The organism is Porphyromonas levii (genome assembly GCF_018206105.1).
GTDB lineage: Bacteria > Bacteroidota > Bacteroidia > Bacteroidales > Porphyromonadaceae > Porphyromonas_A > Porphyromonas_A levii.
The window spans coordinates 1-18,142 of sequence record NZ_JADRGN010000040.1 but is presented as its reverse complement, the minus strand read 5'-3'; the positions used below and the strand labels follow the sequence as shown (position 1 = coordinate 18,142).

Sequence of the window (18,142 nt, the reverse complement as noted above, 5' to 3'; positions counted from 1 at the left end):
ACTCCAGTCTCTCCCCAGAGGGACTCCAGTCTCTCCCTAGAGAGACTTTCTTCACGACGTATATTAAGTTGGCTTACTCTAGCTAGACATCATCTGTTATATATTCCATTAGCTGCCATCGATAGGGCACAATCCAATCCGTAAGTCAAATAAAGATCATACAACTATCAATGATTGAAGGGATACTTCCAGCTAATTTCACTTACCATTGTGCCTCTATGTCATAAATCGACAACTATTTGAGGACTATGTTACGAGGTATTTGAAAATTATCCCAGCTATAGATACCTAAAAATGGTGATTAGAGAAATAAATCGTAATTCATAGGCGAATTCCTTGGTGGTGTTCTGATAATAGCCTATCTTTGTACAAGATAAGTAATAACAATACCTACTTTAAAGAATTTCAACTCTGTTTTTATGTGGTTAACTAAATCCTCAATTGGCAGGAAAGTAGTGATGAGTCTATCTGGACTCTTCTTGATTATCTTCCTACTGTTTCATGCAACCATGAATCTAGTAGCGGTATTCTCGAAGTCTGGCTACGACATGATCACTGGTTTTCTTGGCACGAATGCAATCGTGCAGTTTATGGTGCCTGTGCTGGCACTTGGTGTGATTGTTCACGTAATCTATGCCGTAATGCTTACCTTACAGAACCAAAAGGCTCGTGGTAATGATAAGTACGACAAGACTGGCAAGACAGGTGTGCAGTGGGCTTCTAAGAATATGTTTGTTCTTGGGCTTATTGTCTTCTTCGGGATTGCATGGCACCTTACCCACTTCTGGGCAAAGATGCAGTTGCGAGAGTGGTCAGGCGTAGCTCCTGAGAATGGTTTTGAACTGATTTTGATGCAGTTCTCCAATCCTATCGTGGTAGCGCTATACGTTGTATGGTTTGTGGCTATTTGGTATCACCTTACGCACGGTTTCTGGAGTGCATTCCAGACCTTGGGCTGGAGCAATACTATTTGGTACAAGCGTCTGCACATTGTAGGAGTGGTAGTGGCTACAATCATCTGCTTGATGTTTGCTTGCACAGCTGTTGCCTTCTACCTATTCCCCGAGACTGTTGGTACTATCTGGACACTTGGTCAGCATGCTACCGAGGCAGTTGCTACCATTTAATTACTAAAGAGCTTTAAGAGATTATGATAAAGTTAGATGCCAAAATACCAAAAGGTCCACTAGCAGATAAGTGGACTAACTATAAGGCTACCCAGAAGTTGGTGAACCCAGCTAATAAGCGTAGGCTTGATGTTATTGTGGTGGGTACAGGACTTGCTGGTGCTTCTGCTGCTGCTACTCTTGCAGAGTTGGGCTTTCATGTTGATAGCTTCTGTATTCAAGATTCTCCACGTCGTGCACACTCAATCGCTGCACAGGGCGGTGTAAATGCTGCAAAGAACTATCAGAATGATGGTGACTCTGTGGGTCGTCTGTTTTATGATACGATTAAGGGTGGAGACTATCGAGCTCGTGAGGCCAACGTTTATCGCCTAGCCGAGGTCTCCAATGCTATTATCGATCAGTGTGTGGCACAGGGAGTGCCTTTTGCGCGTGAGTATGGTGGTACACTTGCCAACCGTTCTTTCGGTGGTGCTCAGGTATCTCGCACCTTCTACTCTCGTGGTATCACAGGTCAGCAGCTCCTACTCGGAGCCTATTCGTCACTATCTCGCATGATAGGTCTTGGCAAGGTCAATCTTCATACCCGTCATGAGATGGTCAACCTCGTGATGGTTGATGGTCGTGCTAGGGGTATCATTGTACGTGACCTAGTCACTGGTAAGCTAGAGCGTTATTCAGCGCATGCAGTAGTGATTGCTACTGGTGGTTATGGTAATACCTTCTTCCTTAGCTCCAACGCTATGGAGTGTAATGGTTCAGCTGCTTGGCAGTGCTACAAGAAGGGCGCAGCCTTTGGTAACCCATGTATGGCTCAGATCCACCCTACTTGTATCCCACAGCATGGCGACTTCCAGAGTAAGCTAACTCTGATGTCTGAGTCTTTGCGTAATGATGGTCGTATCTGGGTACCTAAGAAACTAGAAGATGCTCAGGCTATCCGTGCGGGTAAGCTCAAGCCCACTCAGATTAAGGAAGAGGATCGTGACTACTACCTAGAGCGTAGGTACCCAGCCTTTGGTAACCTCGTGCCTCGTGACGTGGCATCACGTGCTGCTAAGGAGCGCTGCGATGCAGGCTATGGCGTGGGTACAGGTAATGCTGTATACCTAGACTTCGCTGAGCCTATTCAGCGCCTAGGTATCAAGGTGGTAGCAGAGCGTTATGGTAACCTCTTCCAGATGTATGAGAAGATTACTGCTGATAACCCATACGAGACCCCTATGATGATCTTCCCTGCTATCCACTACACCATGGGTGGTATCTGGGTAGACTATGAGCTACAGACTACCATTCCAGGACTATTTGCGATTGGTGAGGCTAACTTCTCAGACCACGGCGCAAACCGTCTAGGTGCTTCTGCACTTATGCAGGGTCTTGCCGATGGTTACTTTATCATCCCTTATACCATACAGAACTACCTATCTGACCAGATTCAGGTACCACGTTTCAGTACCTCTCTCCCAGAGTTCGATGCTGCAGAGAAAGAGATTACGGATCGTATCAATAAGTTGATGAGCATTAAGGGTAAGCAGTCTGTCGATGACCTACACAAGAAGTTAGGTGCCATTATGTGGGACTATGTAGGTATGGGTCGTGATGAGGCTGGTCTGAAGAAGGCTATTGAGCTCATAGGTCAGGTTAAGAAGGAGTTCTGGAGTGATGTATTTATCCCAGGTGAGGCTGTGGATCTTAATATTGAGCTTGAGAAGGCGCTTCGCCTTGCAGACTTTATTGAGATTGGTGAGCTTATGGCTCATGACGCTCTCGACCGCAAGGAATCCTGTGGAGGGCACTTCCGTACTGAGTACCAAACTGAAGAGGGTGAGGCACTTCGTGACGATGAAAACTTCTCTTATGTCTCTTGTTGGGAGTACCAGGGCGAGGACAAGGCGCCAGTGATGCACAAGGAACCACTTGACTATGAGTTTGTAGTTAGAGCTCAGAGAAATTATAAGTCTTAATAACCCCTTTTGAAATTAGACACGATAAGTTATGGATAAAGACATTAATATAAAGGTCAGAGTCTGGAGGCAGAGGAGTGCTAAAGAGAAAGGGCACTTTGAGACCTACGACCTGAAGAACATCTCTCAGGGTAGCTCTTTTCTTGAGATGATGGACGTGCTGAATAATCAGCTGATCCACGAGCGTAAGGAGCCTATCGCATTCGACCACGATTGTCGCGAGGGTATCTGTGGTATGTGTTCACTATATATCAATGGACACCCTCACGGACCAGACTCACTAGTGACTACTTGCCAATTGCACATGCGTTCGTTTAACGATGGTGATACCATTACCATCGAACCATGGCGCTCTGCAGGTTTCCCTGTGATTCGTGACCTTATGGTAGACCGTACTGCATTCGATAAGATTCAGCAGGCAGGTGGTTTCGTGAGTGTGAATACTGGTAGCGCTCCTGATGGCAACGTAATTCCAATCGCACACGACGTGGCAGAGATGGCTATCGATGCAGCTTCTTGTATTGGGTGCGGCGCTTGTGTCGCAGCTTGTAAGAATGGTTCGGCAATGCTCTTCGTTGGTGCTAAGGTGAGCCAGTTCGCACTACTCCCACAGGGACGTCCAGAGGCTGCAAAGCGTGCTAAGGCAATGGTGGCTAAGATGGATGAGCTAGGGTTTGGTAACTGTACGAATACTCGCGCTTGTGAACTAGAGTGTCCTAAGGGTATCTCTGTCTCCAACATTGCTCGCATGAACCGTGAGTTTATCAAGGCAAAGATCAAGGACTAATACTCGGTATTGATAGAAAGAAAAAGACAGCTGTGCAGGACTTGCGTAGCTGTCTTTTTCTTTCTATTTTAGGTGTCTATCGCTTAAATTTAGCTATCTTTGTCAAGTTATAGTAGAGAGAATATACTAGACAGCAAAGAGTAAGCTATGCTATTGAATATGATGAAGTCAAAGATCCACCGTGTACGGGTCACTGATGCCAACCTCAACTATGTGGGAAGCATCACGATTGACGTGGATCTTATGGAGGCAGCTCATATACTGCCCAATGAAAAGGTACAAGTAGTTAATAATAACAATGGAGCGAGGATAGAAACTTATGTTATTGAAGGAGAGCGCGGAAGCGGCACCATTTGTCTCAATGGCGCTGCAGCAAGACATTTCCAGCCTGATGACATTGTGTTGATCATATCCTACGCAATGATGAGTGAGGAGGAGGCAAAGGTGCACCAACCCATTGTCATTTTCCCAAATTCCGAAACAAACAAACTAGGATAAGATGAAGTACTTGAATATAGAAACTAAAGTATCAGAGGCTTTGGCATCAGTGCTAAATCATCTGTATGGCGTGACGTGTGTAGATTTATCTGTGACGACTACAAAAAAGGAGTTTGTTGGAGATTATACTTTTGTAGTGTTCCCATTCCTGAAGCAAAGTCGCAAGAGCCCAGAAGCAACAGCCACGGAGATTGGAGAAGCATTGGTAAGAGATTATCCTACTCTTGTAAAGGAATTTAATGTGGTTAAGGGATTTCTCAATATTGAACTACAAGGGACGTTCTTCGTGGATCAGCTATGGGAAATGAAAGAGACCGAAGGGTATGGCATAGAGACGCCTGCTAGTGATGCGCCCTTATATATGGTTGAGTATTCCTCTCCAAATACCAATAAGCCACTACACTTAGGGCATATCCGCAATAATCTGCTCGGTTATAGCATCTCCAAGATTTTGGAGGCGAATGGCAAACGGGTAGTCAAGACCAACATAGTAAATGACCGAGGTATTCATATCTGTAAGTCTATGTTGGCTTGGAAGAAATGGGGTGAGGGTGCAACTCCTGAAAGCACTGGCTTGAAAGGCGATCATCTAATTGGGGACTTCTATGTACTTTTTGATAAGCACTACAAAGCAGAGCTAAAGGAGCTTGAGGCTAAGGGTCTATCTACTGAGGAAGCCGAGAAGCAGAGTACACTCATGCAAGAGGCACGCGCCATGCTCAAGAATTGGGAGCAGGGTGACGAGGAGATTCGCTCCATGTGGAAGATGATGAATAGCTGGGTGTATGCTGGTTTTGATGAGACGTATAAGCGCCTAGGTGTAGACTTTGATAAGATTTACTACGAGAGTGCTACCTACTTGGTTGGTAGAGATGAGGTACTCCGTGGACTACAAGAAGGGATTTTCGTAAAGGATGAGGATGGTTCCGTATGGGCTGATCTGACTTCAGAGGGATATGACCGTAAAATTCTACTTCGTGCCGATGGTACTTCGGTGTATATCACACAGGATATCGGTACAGCAAAGCTTCGTTTCCAAGATTATCCGATAGACCAGATGATTTACGTAGTAGGGAATGAGCAAGATTACCACTTCCAGGTACTCTCTATTATCCTCGATAAACTGGGGTATTCTTTTGGAAAAGATCTCAAGCACTTCTCTTATGGTATGGTTGAGCTACCTGAAGGGAAAATGAAGAGCCGTGAAGGTACTGTAGTAGATGCAGACGACCTTATGGATAAGATGGTCGAGACGGCTCTCGAAGCCTCTGAGGGGCAGGGTAGGGCAGTAGAAATGAGCGAGGAAGAACGCCGAGAGATGGCACGTCGTGTTGGGCTTGGCGCATTGAAATATTTCCTTCTAAAGGTGGAGCCTCGTAAAAATATGCTCTTCGACCCTAAGGAGTCTATTGACTTTAATGGTAATACAGGACCATTTATCCAGTATACTTATGCGCGTATCCAGAGTATCCTGAGAAAGGCCGAGGGCATTGATTTCCTAAGTGCCAAGGGAAACATTGTGATGGAAGGCAAAGAGATAGCTCTAGTAAAGCGACTTAATGAATTTGGTAGTGTTGTAAAGCAAGCAGGCAATGAGCTTAACCCAGGTGCATTGGCAAACTATGCCTACGACCTAGGTAAGGAGTTTAACCAATTCTATCACGACCATTCAATACTTAACGAAGCCGATGAAGCAGTTAAGCGTCACCGTCTACTTCTAGCTTATCTTACAAGTGAAGTATTGAGGAAAGCCGTTGGGCTGCTTGGTATTGAAATGCCAGAGAGAATGTAAGCGTCATGGAGGACAAGCAAGTGGCAATTGATCGTCGCTATCTTCGGATGGCTGAGATATGGGCGGAGAACTCTTACTGCAAGAGATTGCAAGTAGGTGCGCTAATTGTGAAGGACAAAATGATTATCTCTGATGGATACAATGGTACACCATCAGGATTTGAAAATTGTTGTGAAGATCAGGATAATAAGACGTATCCTTACGTACTTCATGCCGAAGCCAATGCGATTACTAAGGTAGCAGCGAGTAACAACAATAGCTCGGGCGCAACCATATATGTGACGCATGCACCTTGCTTGGAATGCTCTAAACTAATTATACAAGCGGGTATCAAACGGGTGGTATACTCTGAGAGTTATCGCCTAACTGAGGGGCTAGACCTTCTCAAGCAAGCAGGTATTGTGGTGGATTATTTACCAATCAAGGAGAAATAGAGAGATGGGTAAAAAGGTAGTACATGGTATCTTAGTCGCCTTATTATTTGTATTGGCGCTGATTGGTGGGTATTTCTTTGGGCAGCGGCAGAGCCTGAAGAATCCTCTCCTACGATCTGTAACGCCTATGGACAAGCTTAAGGCGACACTACAGATGATTGATGAGAGCTATGTGGATAGTGTCGATGTAGATGCATTGGTAGCACAGCTCATCCCGACTCTTATTAGTCAGCTTGATCCACACTCTACCTATCTTACTGCCGAGGAACGTGCTGCCGAGCAGGAGAATCTTGATGGTTTCTTTTACGGAGTGGGCATATCGTTCAATACGATTCTTGATACTGCAGTGGTGATTCAAACAGTTCCTAATGGACCTTCTGATATTGCGGGTCTGAAGCCTGGCGATCGCATTGTAACAATAGATGGTAAGAACACTACGGGCAATACTTTTTCTCCTGATTCTATTCGCTCTCTACTGAAAGGCAAGAAAGGCAGTATCGTTACCTTAGGCGTTCGTCCCTACAACACCTCCGAAATCACCGAGGTACAAGTGAAGCGTGGGGTAGTTAACACGAGCAATGTGGATGCTACCTTTATGGTTAATGACTCTCTCGGTTTCGTTAGGCTCAAAGGCTTCTCGGTCTCTACCCATGACGACTTTATGCAGTCGGTGGCTAAGCTTCGCAATAGCGGTGCGAAGGGACTAATTTTAGACCTCAGAGATAACCCAGGTGGCTTGGTACAGCCGGCTCTACTTATAGCGAATGAAATGCTCCCCGAGGGAAGTCTTATTATCTATACTGAGGGAGCGCACAAGAAGCGTAGCGACGTTTACAGCGATGGCACTGGTACTCTGATTGGATTCCCTATATACGTCCTCCTAAACGAGCTATCGGCATCTTCTTCTGAGATTGTCAGTGGTGCGCTACAGGATAATGATATTGCTGTCTTAATCGGTCGTAGAAGTTTCGGAAAGGGGCTTATGCAGAAGCCTTTCGAGTATTATGATGGTTCATCAGTACACCTAACGATTGCTCGATACCATACCGCCTCTGGCAGATCTATCCAAAGAGATTATAAACTAGGGGGTGACGAGGCTTATACACACGATTGGATTGATAGAGTGATGGGTGGCGAGATGTTCTCAGCCGATAGTGTCAAGCTGAATCCCAACCTACTTTATAAGACAAAAGCAGGGCGTTCAGTCCACGGTGGTGGGGGTATCATGCCCGACATTTTTGTACCACGGGATACCCTTGGTATGACCAGCTATTATGCGGAGGTGCTGAATAAAGGATTGGTGCACGAGTTCTCATTTGTGTATGCAGATAAGTACCGCAACTTGCTATCGCGTATTGGTAGTCTGGAAGAGGTATATAGATTCTTGGACAACCAGGGATTGGTATGGCAATTAGCTAAATATGCACAGAAGAAGGGCGTTGTCCCACGTAACTACCAGATTGCACAGTCGCAGAAACAACTCAATAGTATACTATTCCCTCTCGTGGTTGACTATCTATATGGTCAGGATAGCTCTTGGAAGGTTAGAAGCCTTGACGACCCTATGATAAAGAGAGCCGAGTTACTTTTCTCGCAGAGGGTCTATTCACCGCTTGCTATTCCTAAAGAAGTCAAGAATGTACCAGATTCTTTGTTAATAGCACAATGATGGAAAAGAAGGAAGTAAGGAAGATAGTAAGAGAGCGTAAAAAGCAGATTACACTGGACGAGAGAGTAGAAATATCTAGGGTAGTCTCGGAAAAGGCTTTTGATGTGCTGAAGAGTATGCCAGCCACTAAGGTAGCATTATTCTTGAGCATGCCCGATGAAGTAGATACATCGCACCTTATTCATCTACTTGTAGAGCAAGGCAAGCATACGATACTAGTACCTAGGGTAGAAGACGATACAACGATAAACTTCTATAGACTTGGAAATATTGATACGTATGATCTATCAAGCTTGGGAATAAAAGAGCCCTCCGATGATATTAGCCAAGCACTAGTGCCAGAAGTGATGATTGTGCCAGGCGTAGCTTTTGACACATTTGGCGGTAGAGTAGGGCGTGGACGTGGCTATTACGATAGATACTTCCAAAGGTATCCAGAAGCCATTAGGCAAAAGATAGCTATTGCTTACCACCTACAGGTAATGACAGAAGAACTCCCTATGGATCCGTTTGACCAAAGTATGGATATGCTACTTACAGAGCAGAGTAGTTATGTCTTTTAGTCACTTGATAATAATCTCAAGGGATTTAATCAGGTGAGCGGACATAAATCCCCTGAGAGATGATTCTATTATGTCCCTTCTCTGTCGTACGTACGTAAGTGCGACAGAGGAGGGACAAACTATTTGTAAGGTATTGTCTTGTGTAATCTGATGGTTTACTTTGATCTTTTGGAGTGTTGGGTCGGGGATATTCGCCCAAGCTGTGGATAACTCCTTATATTGCTTCACTAGTTTAAGCACATCTAGTTCGTAGCGTTTTTTCTGAAGGAGTGACCCTATCTTTTCAGTTTTGTAGTGCCTCATTGTCCGTAATATCAGTAAAAGTACCATTGTAGGCACTGAAAATACTATACGATCCCTTAGGCTGTCTTTGGAGAATCTTATTCAGATATTTCCTATTGGTATCACTCATAAATATCTGCCCAAACTGGTCACCGCTCAAGAGGTCTACAATACGTTCTACCCGCCTTTCATCTAGTTTATCAAACACATCATCTAAAAGTAGGATAGGGAGATTGTGGGGATAAAGTTGGCACAATAGGTTGTACTGAGCGAGCTTTAGTGCTATCATATAGCTCTTATTCTGTCCCTGAGAACCGATCTTACGGATAAGATAATCACCGATGAGCATCTCAATATCGTCCCTGTGCGGCCCAATCCTTGTGAACCCACAAGCTAAATCCCCTTGCAAGCTACTCTGCCAAACTTGTAGGAAGTCATCCGCTACAGGAGGTTGCTTGTCAATAGAAAAGAGATAGCGTAAGTGCACTGACTCATTTCCTCCCGTAATCGTATTGTAGTAATGATGGAATAGAGGAGTAATCCTTTCTATCCACTCCTCTCGAAACCTAGATATCCGCTCAGCTTCTATGGACATCTGCTGATTCACTACATCCAATAACGATAAATCTAGCCCCATCTCTTGCTTTAGCATCTTATTACGATGCTCTACGAGAGACTTATAATTCTTTGCAATAGTCATGTACTCACGCGACTCTTGACAAAGGAATTGATCCATAAAGCTCCTTCGCTCCGTACTCCCTCCCTTAATTAAATCTATATCACTCGGGGCTATCATCACGAGAGGAAATAGCCCTACATGGTCAGCCATTCGGGTATATTCCTTTTTATTGCGCTTCAGAGTCTTATTTCGTCCCTGTTGTAGCCCAAAGAACACCTGTTCCTGATCTCCATTTACCTCATACTCTCCCGAAATAATTGCCATACCCTCTCCATGACGGATAATCATGGAGTCGGGAAGGTACTGATTACTCCGCGTAAACGAGAGATAATAGATGCTATCAAGCAGATTGGTCTTGCCCATTCCATTTGCTCCGATAACGCAGTTGAACTTATCGGAAAAGCTAAGATGGGCAAGCTCAATATTCTTATAATTAGTGAGCGAAAGGTGCTTAAGTATCATTAGATACCAAATACAATCTTCGAGATATTCTCAATGAAAATATTTACAGAGATGGCCATAAGGACAGCACCGAAGAACTTTCGGAGCACATAGATACCTCCCTGACCAAAGATACGCTCCACGAAACTGATATTCCGGAGTACGAAGTAGACAACCACCATATTCATGAGCGTAGCAATCACAATATTGATCATCGCAGCCGTAGAGGTGAATGTCAATAGAGTAGTAAATGATGCTGCTCCTGCTATCAATGGAAATACCAAAGGGACAAGCGTACTAGAACCACCAGGTGCATCGTTCCTAAATATCTCTACTCCGAATATCATTTCCACTGCTAGTAGGAAGAGAATAATCGCACCACCAGCAGCAAAGCTCTGCCTAGTTACTCCCAGGAAGCTAAGTACTAGCTCTCCAAAGAATAGGAAAGCGAGAAGAATGAATGTCGAGAATAGAACCGTCTTGAAAGGCTCTATCTTTTGTCCCGACTGCTTGAGGTTGATAATAATAGGGATAGCACCGATGATATCGATTACCACAAAAAGGCTGGAGAAGACCTTGCCTATCTCCGTAAAGTTAATACCCTGAAATACACCAATTAACCAATCCATGATTTGTTCGTCTAACTTGCTTGTCTATTATTAAATGCACAAAATTACTATTTTTTTCTCAATCCTTAGGTAGGAGTTGAAGCACTACCTCCAATCCCAGAGAAGGGCTTCACTTATTAATAAAGATGGAGGAATTGGCACAATGGACTCTAAAAGTTATCAGATTGCTTCAAGTTTCTACAAGTACCTTCTTCACTATGGCAAGATTTCGAGTACTTACAATTGCTTAGTTAGAATACATGACGGGACACTCCTGCATCCTTTTTTACGCTGCAAAGTTAGCCAAATTCGCTCTAATCCGCAATAATATTATACGTTAGCCCCCGATAATCCTATATGAGCGGATTGATCCTACTCGCCATAAGGTTGACTATTATCGGATAACTCGATATATTAAGACTGCAGAAAAAATGGTACCTTTGTAGCCATTAAAATTAACTATATATTGTGATTATGAGCAGAGAATTGAGCGCTAAATACGACCCAAGTGAAGTGGAAGATAAGTGGTATGCTTATTGGCAAGAGCATAAACTATTCGCCTCTAAGCCCGACCATAGGCAGCCGTATACCATAATCATGCCGCCACCCAATGTGACCGGCGTGCTACACATGGGGCACATGCTCAATAACACGATACAAGATATCCTCATTCGTAGGGCTAGGATGACTGGCTACAATGCTTGTTGGATGCCTGGGACTGACCATGCTTCGATTGCTACTGAAGCAAAAGTAGTAGAGCGTTTGGCAAAGCAAGGGATTAAGAAGAGTGACCTAAGCCGTGAGGAGTTCTTAAAGCATGTATGGGATTGGACGCACGAGCATGGCGGCATCATAGTGGAGCAGCTCAAGAAGGTAGGTGCGTCTTGTGACTGGGATAGGCTCGCTTTCACTATGGATGAGAAGCGAAGCGATGCGGTGATTGATGTATTCTGCGACCTTTATCGTAAAGGTTTGATATATCGTGGAGTACGCATGATTAACTGGGATCCTAAAGCAAAGACGGCTATCTCTGACGAAGAGATTATCTATGAGGAGCAGCATGGTAAGCTGTATTATGTTCGCTACTTCGTAAAGGGTGAGGAGGGTAAGTATATTGTGGTGGCTACCACTCGTCCCGAGACGATATTTGGTGATACCGCAGTCTGCATCCATCCCGAGGATGAACGCTATCAGTGGTTAAAGGGTAGGGAGGTTGTGGTGCCTGGGGTGAATAGAATTATCCCTATTATTACGGATGAATATGTAGATAGGGAGTTTGGTACTGGGTGCCTGAAGGTAACCCCAAGCCACGATGTGAACGACTATATGCTTGGTCAAAAGTATAATCTGCCAGAGATAGATGTATTCAACGACGATGGCACGCTCAACGCACACGGCGGTAAGTATGAGGGGCAAGATCGTATGGAGGTGCGCAATGCCTTTGTGAAAGAGCTAGAGACGCTAGGTCTGATTGAGAAAATCGAAGACTATACCAATAAGGTGGGGCTCTCGGAGCGTACCCATGTGCCTATCGAGCCTAAGCTATCAATGCAGTGGTTCCTAAAGATGAAGGAACTTTCTAAGCCAGCATACGAAGCTGTGATGAGTAACGAGGTGCAACTCGTTCCTGACCGTTTCAAGGGAGTTTATGCCTCTTGGATGGAGAACGTTAGAGACTGGAATATCTCTCGCCAGCTATACTGGGGGCACCGCATTCCTGCCTACTTCTTAGAGGATGGTAGTATCGTGATAGGTGAGACTGCCGAGATTGCGCTTGAAGAAGCTAAGAAGATCACAGGAAATCCGTCTCTGACACTCAACGACCTTAGTCAAGACCCAGATACATTAGACACATGGTTTAGCTCTTGGCTCTGGCCAATCTCTGTATTTGGCAACCCTATGGACAAGGATAATGCCGAGCTAAACTACTACTTCCCTACTTCAGACCTCGTAACAGGGCCTGATATCTTATTCTTCTGGGTAGCTAGGATGATTATTGCAGGCTACGAGTATAGAGGGACTTTCCCATTCAAGAACGTATTCCTCACAGGTATTGTCCGTGATAGCCTACGCCGTAAGATGAGTAAATCGCTCGGCAATAGCCCAGACCCACTCAAGCTAATTGAGCAGTATGGTGCCGATGGCGTACGCATGGGATTGATGACTGCGGCTTCGGCTGGTAACGACATCCTATTCGACGAGAGCCTAGTAGAGCAAGGGCGCAACTTCAATAATAAGATATGGAACTCCTTCCGCTTAATCCAGGGTTGGGAGATAAGTGATACAGCCGAGCAGAATGGTGCTCAGAAGGCAGCGATTGAGTGGTTCGAGCACTTACTAAGGAAGCAGGAAGCAATTCTAACGGATCACTTCAAGAAGTACCGCATCAATGATGCTACACTATTGATGTACAAACTCATTCGCGATGACTTCTCGGGGACTTTTCTCGAATTGATTAAGCCCGGATATGGAGAACCAATCGACCGTGCAACTATCGAAGCAACCAACACTTTCTTTGAGCAATTAATGCAATTGGTACACCCATTTATGCCTTTTATATCGGAAGAGTTATGGCAAGCTGTACGAGAGCGCAAGGAAGGGGAGAGCATTATGGTAAGCCAGCTACGAAAGCAGCAAGAGTTTAGTGAAGAGATTATCAAGTCGATGGACTTCTCTCGTGAGATTATCACTAATATCCGCAACTTACGCGCTCAGAAGGGCGTCTCTCCAAAGGAAGAGCTAGAGCTATTCTCAGAGACTAAACTAAGTGATAGTGCTAAGGCAGTGATTACTAAGCTCGCGAATATCTCGGTATTCCATGAAGAGAAGTCAGCGGAGAGTGCCGATATGGCTATCTTTAATGTGGAAACAGCTCAATTTGGTGTGCCATTTACCGGGCTTGTAGATATCGCTGCTGAGATTGAGAAGCTGAAGGGCGAGGAGGTACACTACGAGAAGTTCCTCAAAGGTGTACGTGCAAAGCTCTCCAACGAGAAGTTCGTGGCGAATGCTCCTGAGCAAGTGGTGGCAATGGAGCGTAAGAAGGAGCACGATGCAGAGGAGAAACTTGCTGCAGTTAGAGCCCGCTTAGCTACCGCATACCAAGAGGCACCCCATCTTCAGGAAAAGAAAAACTGAACTGGTGGTTTTGGAAAGGTAAATAAACAGTCGTCACTTTCGCCAAAATTAGTCGACTGATTCTGAAAATTAGTCGACTAATTTTTTGGGGCTTATTGTGACTAATTCTATACTTTTGCCATACACGACCTTTACAGGTACGAATTACAATGATATGAACAGTTATCACATACCCGAGGATTATCGGAATGAGGCACTCAGCTTCAGCTCTCTACCTAGCGTAGATGAGCTGGAGCTGACTGCTCTTTTGCCTAAGTATATCACGCAGATGAGGTTGGAGGTATCGCTATGGATGCTTATCCCTCTGCTTATTTATATCGTGGTTTGGGTGCTTGTAGAGCCTCTTAGAGCGTCTCTTTGGGCGCTATTGATACCCATTGGGGTAATGCTTCTTTGGTGGAGTGGGGCAATGCTTTGGCTCAAGAGAGCCTATGCCGTACGTGGTTATGCATTTCGGGAAAAGGATCTAACCTTCCGTAAAGGACTCTTCTTCCGAAGGACTACCACGATTCCAGTAAGCAGAATTCAGCAAGTGACCGTGAAACAATCTCTTTTCGAGCGATGGCTTGGTCTATATAGTATAGAAATCGCTGATGGCTCGCAGGGCGGTGTGGCACTGACAATTCCTGGCCTTACTAAAGATAAGGCAGAGACGATGCGTAGCTATTTACTACGACAGATTGCGCATGAGGGACTTTAGAGAACCTACTCGAATGGGCTGGGAAGCCCTTTTGGTGCTTGTCGTAAAAAGCATTTGGGGCTACATAAAGATTATGTGGGCACTATTGTTTGTCGTATTCATCAATGGCAAAGGTAAGTTCCAGCTTGTTTCAGTAGTCGCACTTATTGCTATTGCTATACTCTTTGTAGGGTTAGCAATGGTGAGATATTTTACCACAAGACTGTGGATAAGAGATGGCAAACTCGTATGTAACTCAGGCTTATTGAATAAAAAGGAAGAGAGTTTTCCTCTAAATCGCATCCATGCGATGCGCACACGCAGAAACTTTATCTACCAGATAGTAGATATGGTTGGCGTAGTCTTCGATACCGTAGCGGAGAAGAAAGCAGAGCTGGAGTTTATACTTAGCGAGGAGGATTGGACTAACCTATCTCATTTAGTGGTCGAAGAAGGAGAATCCGAGGTACCGAAAGAGAGTAGGGGGATAGACGAACCGCTGTGGAGTTATCGTATGAACCCCTTGGAACTGTTGCGTGCAGCTTTGGTTCAAAATCACTTAAGGGGCATGGTGCTAATTGGTAGTGTGCTCGCTTATCTGTATGCTCAGATGCCCAATTCCGAGAAAGTTATAAGGCTTGCTACGGATTATTTAGAAGCAAACTCCCAATCTATCATAGAGCATACCAGCCTTTTGGTCATTCCGATACTCCTGGTGGTAGGGTATGTGATAGGACTACTGATTTGGTGGGTATTCGTATGGGTAAAATATTGGGGATTAACGCTCGATTTTTATCCTAATTATATGGTATACAAAGCAGGACTAGTGAATAAAGTGACGATACAGTTGTATCGCGATAAAGTCATTGCACTTGTCACCAAAGCAAATCCACTAGAAAAGTACTTGGGTCTCTCTTCGTTTACACTCGAACAAGCCAAGAATATAGAAGGAGATAAGGGCGAAAACATCATTACTATCCCTGGTGTCTCTTGTATTCAGGAGCTCGAAGAGTGGCTTTATGGCACTGAGGAGCAGGAGATACTATTCAGAGCACATGCACAGAAGGTTCTCTTTTGGTACTCATTTTTGCCTTGGTGGTTGGCAAGTATGCCACTTTTGGGAGCTGTTATCTATTGGGATATTGTAGCTGGGGCACTTATCAGTCTGGTTGTTACTGGAGTATTGGTTTGGATGGGGATGCTCAAGCAGAAGAGAAGTTCCATTCAATTGGTAGAAGATTATATTGAGCTCCAAAGTGGGGTTATTGCTGATAAAAAGGCTTATATTCGGTACGAAGCTATAGAACACGTGAGGACAAAGCAGCTGAGCTTTCTGGGATATCTCTCAAAGAATCGTCATATCAGACTATTTACGAAGGGCAATCCGAAGTCTATACGTAGCGTTAAAGCACCATCTTCGGCTACCATTGTGGACTACATCCTCTATAGAAGCAGCAACACTACTCTACGAAATCACCTCAATTATAGGCGCTGAACTACATAGTGAGACTGTTGCACGAATGTCGAAAGTAACGCAGTAGTTCGCCACCGTGCAACAGTCTCATAGTGTGTCCTGCAGGAAAACATATGCGCAATTACGGTTTGTAGTAACCAACCACACGACCCCGCCCGGGGGTTCGCTGTTTAATAGCATCCTTTCCCAGTAAAATGGTGCCCATTTATAATGAATACCCGCATCACAATACAGCTCCAGCAAGGATCGGACATAAAGGAGTCCGCATGCTAATAGATTTACAGAATCCTCAAAGAAAACTCAAGGGATACCCAAAGATTTCCCAAAGATTCCCCAAGAAGGGGGAGTACAATTACAGTGTTTTTATCGACCTTGTATCTATTAGCATATTATCTACTTAACATAACAACTATTATTGATTAGTAGATATTAAACCATATATCAGTATAGAGGTAATGACCATTCAACCTATCCTAATGATCTTGTAGAAACGTCTCGAAGGTGTTGTCATCATAATAGACAATAATCTTTGTAATCTTCCGCTCCTTAATCTTAGTTTCTTTGGGGAGCGGATTCTCGACCTTTATTTCATTAGCTTGGGGTTGCTTTTGAATATCAAACAAAGGCAAACCTAAGCCATAGGGTGTCGAATTAGGTGAAGGTGAATTAGCCTGTTCGAATGAAATGGCTATAGTCATCTCTCCCACTCCTGTTCGTATCCACTCTTCATTAAAACTAGGAAAGGCATTTAGAATTTGAGACATTACCATTGCACTGATATCATTCCTGCCTTTGATTACGTGATTGAGTGTAGACGTCTTAATTCCAGTTTTTAGAGAGAAGTCAGCTTGTGATAGCCCCTCCTTAATTATTAGCTGCTCAAGCCTCTTTCCTTGCTCCATTAATTTCTCCTCTTTTACCATCTTTTCTTAGCTACTTAGCATGTAAATTTTGTTTGTATATATACATTCACATGGAGGTACATTATACATACATCTTATATCCACACAAATATACACAAAATATCCAATTAATATGATGATTAGCTTTGTACAACACCTAAAATACTATGTATACTAATTACTTCTGTTAGAAATATTATAGATTAAAAGATGTAATATACTGTTCATATAGAGATTAGTTAGTCACCAATATCTATATATAGCAAACTTTGCATAAATCATATAGGATTACCCTACTCTGCCTTAAAATACGTATAGGATAGTATATATTATCAAAAGAAAACCAGATAGTTACAATGCAAAGAATACGAGTTCACAAAGTGAATAACGCTTGATATTTGCATTTATTATTGTTTCGAAATTGCTAGAATCCATATATACCGAAGCTAGAGGTGTGAATTTATTGTGTGTACATCATATATATCATAAATTAGTTATGTGTATAAATTATATATGGATAGATAATTCACATGGTAAATAGATACACAATGTGAATTTATAATGGCTTCTAAAGTCACTAGAAACGGGTAGTTTTGGATTTCGAGAATATAGGGAAATATTCATCTAAGCCATTCTAGTAAATTTTGATCTTAGTAATGAGGAGTGTCAGAAGTATATGGATTAACAACCTGAAGGTATCCTTATTTTCAGAAATATGATTAGTGCCACCAAGTCCTTGCCTGAGCAAAGAAAGTCCCTCCCCAGAGAGACTCCAGTTTCTCCTTAGAAAAACTCCAGTCCCTCCCGGGAGGGAATCAAGCCGGTCTCCATAGAGACTAAAACCACGATGGATAATGGAAGTAACGAGACTAGGGACTAATAAAGATACAATAGTAGACTATATAAACTTGATGACACTTTTGCACAAAAGCAAACTATGGCGTTGCTTACGGTATTCAGGCATGGTCATGTACTATACATTACGAATTCCCTCAATATTATACTATATCTCTACAGATATTAGGTAGCTATCGCTTATTTTACTAATATGCAACATGAAGAGTATGCTGATATACTTAAGCCTCATCCGATATTCTGCGTGATT

At 43.7% G+C, this 18,142-nt stretch carries 15 protein-coding genes; 11 read left to right on the top strand and 4 right to left on the bottom strand.

The window, feature by feature from the left end; genetic code table 11:
- Nucleotides 1-419 precede the first annotated feature (419 nt).
- From IX315_RS08055 to IX315_RS08020, 8 genes are all read left to right on the top strand, one after another.
- Nucleotides 420-1,127, top strand: coding sequence for a succinate dehydrogenase (locus IX315_RS08055; RefSeq protein ID WP_026215593.1), 708 nt, complete (start codon nucleotides 420-422; stop codon nucleotides 1,125-1,127).
- 23 nt (nucleotides 1,128-1,150) lie between these two features.
- Entirely contained in the window at nucleotides 1,151-3,091 is a 1,941-nt protein-coding gene (locus IX315_RS08050) for a fumarate reductase/succinate dehydrogenase flavoprotein subunit (RefSeq protein ID WP_018357952.1), read from the top strand.
- 31 nt (nucleotides 3,092-3,122) lie between these two features.
- Nucleotides 3,123-3,878 carry a succinate dehydrogenase/fumarate reductase iron-sulfur subunit gene (locus IX315_RS08045; protein WP_018357953.1) on the top strand — a complete coding sequence of 252 codons (756 nt, stop codon included), beginning with the start codon at nucleotides 3,123-3,125 and terminating at the stop codon, nucleotides 3,876-3,878.
- 147 nt (nucleotides 3,879-4,025) lie between these two features.
- A complete protein-coding gene (panD, locus tag IX315_RS08040) occupies nucleotides 4,026-4,376 on the top strand; it encodes an aspartate 1-decarboxylase (RefSeq protein ID WP_018357954.1) in 351 nt (116 codons plus the stop codon).
- Between the two features lie 10 nt (nucleotides 4,377-4,386).
- A complete protein-coding gene (gene argS / locus IX315_RS08035) occupies nucleotides 4,387-6,168 on the top strand; it encodes an arginine--tRNA ligase (protein ID WP_211639496.1) in 1,782 nt (593 codons plus the stop codon).
- 5 nt (nucleotides 6,169-6,173) lie between these two features.
- Entirely contained in the window at nucleotides 6,174-6,602 is a 429-nt protein-coding gene (locus tag IX315_RS08030) for a deoxycytidylate deaminase (RefSeq protein ID WP_134849520.1), read from the top strand.
- Nucleotides 6,603-6,606: 4 nt separating this feature from the next.
- Nucleotides 6,607-8,271 (top strand): S41 family peptidase, encoded by a 1,665-nt coding sequence (locus tag IX315_RS08025; RefSeq protein ID WP_018357957.1) that lies wholly within the window; start codon nucleotides 6,607-6,609, stop codon nucleotides 8,269-8,271.
- On the top strand, nucleotides 8,268-8,834 hold the full coding sequence (locus IX315_RS08020; protein WP_018357958.1) for a 5-formyltetrahydrofolate cyclo-ligase: 567 nt from the start codon (nucleotides 8,268-8,270) through the stop codon (nucleotides 8,832-8,834). Before IX315_RS08025 ends, IX315_RS08020 begins: the two co-directional genes overlap by 4 nt.
- Here the strand turns inward: IX315_RS08020 and IX315_RS08015 are convergent, their stop codons facing one another.
- From IX315_RS08015 to IX315_RS08005, 3 genes are read right to left on the bottom strand one after another with little or no spacing between them, the layout of a single operon-like run.
- Complete coding sequence (locus tag IX315_RS08015; RefSeq protein ID WP_018357959.1) at nucleotides 8,835-9,137, bottom strand: DciA family protein; 303 nt, start codon at nucleotides 9,135-9,137, stop codon at nucleotides 8,835-8,837.
- Nucleotides 9,118-10,257, bottom strand: coding sequence for a DNA replication/repair protein RecF (recF, locus tag IX315_RS08010; RefSeq protein ID WP_018357960.1), 1,140 nt, complete (start codon nucleotides 10,255-10,257; stop codon nucleotides 9,118-9,120). The genes IX315_RS08015 and recF overlap by 20 nt, the downstream gene beginning before the upstream one ends.
- The gene (locus IX315_RS08005; protein WP_018357961.1) at nucleotides 10,257-10,865 is read right to left on the bottom strand and encodes a MarC family protein; all 609 of its coding nucleotides are present in this window, start codon (nucleotides 10,863-10,865) and stop codon (nucleotides 10,257-10,259) included. The genes recF and IX315_RS08005 overlap by 1 nt, the downstream gene beginning before the upstream one ends.
- 453 nt (nucleotides 10,866-11,318) lie before the next feature.
- Between IX315_RS08005 and IX315_RS08000 the strand changes: the two genes are divergently transcribed.
- From IX315_RS08000 to IX315_RS07990, 3 genes are all read left to right on the top strand, one after another.
- A complete protein-coding gene (locus IX315_RS08000) occupies nucleotides 11,319-13,982 on the top strand; it encodes a valine--tRNA ligase (RefSeq protein ID WP_211833646.1) in 2,664 nt (887 codons plus the stop codon).
- Nucleotides 13,983-14,136: 154 nt separating this feature from the next.
- Nucleotides 14,137-14,682 (top strand): PH domain-containing protein, encoded by a 546-nt coding sequence (locus IX315_RS07995; protein ID WP_211837348.1) that lies wholly within the window; start codon nucleotides 14,137-14,139, stop codon nucleotides 14,680-14,682.
- On the top strand, nucleotides 14,669-16,156 hold the full coding sequence (locus tag IX315_RS07990; protein ID WP_211837347.1) for a PH domain-containing protein: 1,488 nt from the start codon (nucleotides 14,669-14,671) through the stop codon (nucleotides 16,154-16,156). Before IX315_RS07995 ends, IX315_RS07990 begins: the two co-directional genes overlap by 14 nt.
- A 452-nt stretch (nucleotides 16,157-16,608) precedes the next feature.
- Here IX315_RS07990 and IX315_RS07985 read toward each other — a convergent pair whose 3' ends face one another.
- Nucleotides 16,609-17,037 carry a helix-turn-helix domain-containing protein gene (locus IX315_RS07985; protein ID WP_211635790.1) on the bottom strand — a complete coding sequence of 143 codons (429 nt, stop codon included), beginning with the start codon at nucleotides 17,035-17,037 and terminating at the stop codon, nucleotides 16,609-16,611.
- Between the last annotated feature and the right edge of the window lie 1,105 nt (nucleotides 17,038-18,142).

Excerpts from the sequence above, each read along its gene's own strand:
- IX315_RS08055 (WP_026215593.1), top strand. The coding sequence starts at position 420 with ATGTGGTTAACTAAATCCTCAATTGGCAGGAAAGTAGTGATGAGTCTA.
- IX315_RS08050 (WP_018357952.1), top strand. The coding sequence starts at position 1,151 with ATGATAAAGTTAGATGCCAAAATACCAAAAGGTCCACTAGCAGATAAG.
- IX315_RS08045 (WP_018357953.1), top strand. The coding sequence starts at position 3,123 with ATGGATAAAGACATTAATATAAAGGTCAGAGTCTGGAGGCAGAGGAGT.
- panD (WP_018357954.1), top strand. The coding sequence starts at position 4,026 with ATGCTATTGAATATGATGAAGTCAAAGATCCACCGTGTACGGGTCACT.
- IX315_RS08030 (WP_134849520.1), top strand. The coding sequence starts at position 6,174 with ATGGAGGACAAGCAAGTGGCAATTGATCGTCGCTATCTTCGGATGGCT.
- IX315_RS08025 (WP_018357957.1), top strand. The coding sequence starts at position 6,607 with ATGGGTAAAAAGGTAGTACATGGTATCTTAGTCGCCTTATTATTTGTA.
- IX315_RS08020 (WP_018357958.1), top strand. The coding sequence starts at position 8,268 with ATGATGGAAAAGAAGGAAGTAAGGAAGATAGTAAGAGAGCGTAAAAAG.
- IX315_RS08015 (WP_018357959.1), bottom strand. The coding sequence starts at position 9,137 with ATGAGGCACTACAAAACTGAAAAGATAGGGTCACTCCTTCAGAAAAAA.
- recF (WP_018357960.1), bottom strand. The coding sequence starts at position 10,257 with ATGATACTTAAGCACCTTTCGCTCACTAATTATAAGAATATTGAGCTT.
- IX315_RS08005 (WP_018357961.1), bottom strand. The coding sequence starts at position 10,865 with ATGGATTGGTTAATTGGTGTATTTCAGGGTATTAACTTTACGGAGATA.
- IX315_RS08000 (WP_211833646.1), top strand. The coding sequence starts at position 11,319 with ATGAGCAGAGAATTGAGCGCTAAATACGACCCAAGTGAAGTGGAAGAT.
- IX315_RS07995 (WP_211837348.1), top strand. The coding sequence starts at position 14,137 with ATGAACAGTTATCACATACCCGAGGATTATCGGAATGAGGCACTCAGC.
- IX315_RS07990 (WP_211837347.1), top strand. The coding sequence starts at position 14,669 with ATGAGGGACTTTAGAGAACCTACTCGAATGGGCTGGGAAGCCCTTTTG.
- IX315_RS07985 (WP_211635790.1), bottom strand. The coding sequence starts at position 17,037 with ATGGAGCAAGGAAAGAGGCTTGAGCAGCTAATAATTAAGGAGGGGCTA.